Source organism: Bacteroidia bacterium (assembly GCA_019695265.1).
GTDB lineage: Bacteria > Bacteroidota > Bacteroidia > JAIBAJ01 > JAIBAJ01 > JAIBAJ01.
Genome location: JAIBAJ010000209.1, coordinates 1 through 2,624 on the forward strand (window position 1 = coordinate 1; position 2,624 = coordinate 2,624).

Genomic DNA, 2,624 nt, shown 5'->3' on the forward strand with positions numbered 1-2,624 from the left:
CCCAAACAGAGTTGCAAGTTCAAAAATGTTGCACTTGCGGTTGGGTCAGGCTTTCGTCGCTACTCCTCACCCCGAAAATATTCGGGGTTGTGGGGTAGCATCCTCAATCCTTGCCCGGACGCTCCGCATAACATTTTCAATCCATTTTCTTTTTCGCCCGTAACTGCGTTTGGTGAAGCTTGGTTTTTGAAATTTATGGCATAAATTTCATGATTTAGAAATCCAAAATTGTATCCTTAATTTTTCATGAAAGCATTACTTTTGTCCCAATGAGCAAAAGCCGTCAAGAAATTTCAGGGTTTTATGATAAGTATGCAACCCAGCAAGCCGAAGTAGGTGTCAATATTCGTCACCGTACTATTATCAAACGATTGAAGGGACTAGGATTAAACAGTCAATCCAATGTATTGGAAATTGGTTGTGGTATAGGTACTTTAACCGGTTTATTGGCTGCAAAAGCAGGTAAAGTGTTAGCTGTAGATATAAGTCCGGAAAGTATTGAACGAGCCAAGCAACGCTTAAGTAAATTCTCCAATTTAAGTTTGATGGTCAGCGACATGAGTGATTTTGTTTCTCAGCAAAAATTTGATTTGGTGGTATTACCTGATGTTTTGGAGCATATTCCGGTGGAGCAACATGCTGCATTGTTTAAAACCATTGCAAGTGTGTTACATGACAATGGTAGGGTTTGTATAAACATTCCTGATCCATATTATTTGGATTGGGTTCGTGTTAATCGTCCTGAATTGCTGCAAATAATAGATCAAAGTCTTTATGCTGATATACTTGTTCCAACCATTTATTCCTCTGGATTGGTCCTGCAAAAGTTTGAACGTTATGCTCTTTCAATGGATTCGGAAGATTATGAATGGCTTGAATTAGTTAAGCGGCCGGCACGAACTACCTACAAGAAAAAGGAATACCTCACTGCTGCTATGGATGAGGTGAAAGCAAGAATTTAATCGGGAATAATTGTTTGAAACAAAGTGGACTATTTCTAGATAGTAAGTCACGAAAGTTTAATAAATCTTGGGAAAAAAGGGTTCAAAAAAAAGGCCCGGATTGGTATAGTCCGGGCCTTTTCTTTGGGGGTTGAAGCGTATTATTCCTTTACAAATTTGGTAGAGGCTTGCCAGTTTCCATTGATTGCTTTTACAATATACATTCCTTTGGAAAGGTTACCAATATATATATCTTCTGCCTTGGAATCTTCTTGAATTAATTTACCATTTAAATCCAGAATTTGAATCGTTTCAATCTTTTTGCCTTTAAAATTGGCTGAAATGAAATTTCCGGATGGGTTTGGAACTACCAACAATCTTTCTGCAACTGAATTGGGAGAACTAGGTTGAATTAAATTCGTTCCTATTCCATTGCAATCAACGTATAGTTCAAAGTTATCGATAAAATAAATAGCATAATTGTTTGGGTTGGCTTCTGGATTAACGATGGTTCGATTCGTGTTGGCATCATTTCTGAAATTACCGATTGTAATGTAATTTAATACTTCAGTAGGGGTAAATGAAAATGTATACTGTACCCAAGAAGTATCTGAAATTTGATTGGTTACTTCAAACTGAGGGTTAGCATTAATTAATTGATAATCTACTTGTGTTAATGCAGAATCTGTAAAAGCTATACCTAATCCATCAGTAACATATTTGCAAATATTGTTAACTCCATTTGTTACCCAAAATGAACCGGTGTACGTAACATCAGGAACCAACGGATAAAGTAATTTTGCTGAAACATATTCCCTGAAATCTGAATAGTTTTGATTATAGGTCGCTAGGCATATCATTCCATCTCCGGATTGTGGGCTAACTTCTGCCCATCCACAAAATGGGGGAGCATAACCATTCGAACCACAAACATTAAAGTAATCGGGCGACCCCCAAAGTCCTTGGGTATAATGGTTGTTTGGGTTAGTCCAGTTATAACAACGGTTAATTTGGGAATTCGAATTTGGACATACCGTAGCGGAATCCAAATTCCCATTTATGATTAGGTTGGTTTGGGCATGACTCGAATAAAATCCAACTGCCAAGATACAAAGGGTTAAGAGTTTTTTCATTTAAAAATTTGGCACTAATATATTGAATAATATAATTAGACTGATTGCTGCCTTAAAATTTGTTCAGAATGGAGGTTTTATAGGTTTATATTTAATTCTATATTATGTTAATATTGGAAATTAATAAGATTAATATTTGCCATATTTATTAAAATGGAATTATTCTTTGATAAGTTTTAATCCATTGCTGGAATAAGGGTTTGATTTGGTTGAAAAACATACCAGGATTTAAACTAGAAATATCTATTAATTTGGATGAATTGTCTAGTTCAAAATTAACCTGAATTGGACCCAGTACAACCTTTCTAACAATATCACTAATCCAAAATTCATCCGATTGTTTTCCCTGTTTACTGCTCATCAACTGAATTTGATTCCTGGATGGATTGGGGAAAACATCATCTTCATTTCCTTCACAATAAAAAACAAAAAAACCCTGCAAATAAAAATTTACAGGGCTTCTTACTTCGTACCCAGAGCCGGAGTCGAACCGGCACGAGTGTTACCTCATTGGTGTTTGAGACCAACGCGTCTACCGATTCCGCCATCT

Annotated in this window: 4 protein-coding genes; 2 read left to right on the forward strand and 2 right to left on the reverse strand. The window is 36.3% G+C overall.

The genetic code is table 11. The features are described from left to right. On the forward strand, positions 1 to 204 hold a 204-nt coding region (locus K1X82_15385; GenBank protein MBX7183494.1), incomplete at its 5' end, for a hypothetical protein. A 65-nt stretch (positions 205 to 269) separates the two neighbouring features. Next, the gene (locus K1X82_15390) at positions 270 to 962 is read left to right on the forward strand and encodes a methyltransferase domain-containing protein (GenBank protein ID MBX7183495.1); all 693 of its coding nucleotides are present in this window, start codon (positions 270 to 272) and stop codon (positions 960 to 962) included. Between the two features lie 140 nt (positions 963 to 1,102). On the opposite strand, the gene K1X82_15395 is transcribed toward K1X82_15390, so the two are convergent. Then, the gene (locus K1X82_15395; protein ID MBX7183496.1) at positions 1,103 to 2,074 is read right to left on the reverse strand and encodes a T9SS type A sorting domain-containing protein; all 972 of its coding nucleotides are present in this window, start codon (positions 2,072 to 2,074) and stop codon (positions 1,103 to 1,105) included. 148 nt (positions 2,075 to 2,222) lie between these two features. After that, positions 2,223 to 2,516 carry a T9SS type A sorting domain-containing protein gene (locus K1X82_15400; GenBank protein ID MBX7183497.1) on the reverse strand — a complete coding sequence of 98 codons (294 nt, stop codon included), beginning with the start codon at positions 2,514 to 2,516 and terminating at the stop codon, positions 2,223 to 2,225. Between the last annotated feature and the right edge of the window lie 108 nt (positions 2,517 to 2,624).

Bases quoted from the DNA above. Each gene is read 5' to 3' on its own strand.
- K1X82_15395 (MBX7183496.1), bottom strand. From the start codon at position 2,074: ATGAAAAAACTCTTAACCCTTTGTATCTTGGCAGTTGGATTTTATTCG.
- K1X82_15390 (MBX7183495.1), top strand. From the start codon at position 270: ATGAGCAAAAGCCGTCAAGAAATTTCAGGGTTTTATGATAAGTATGCA.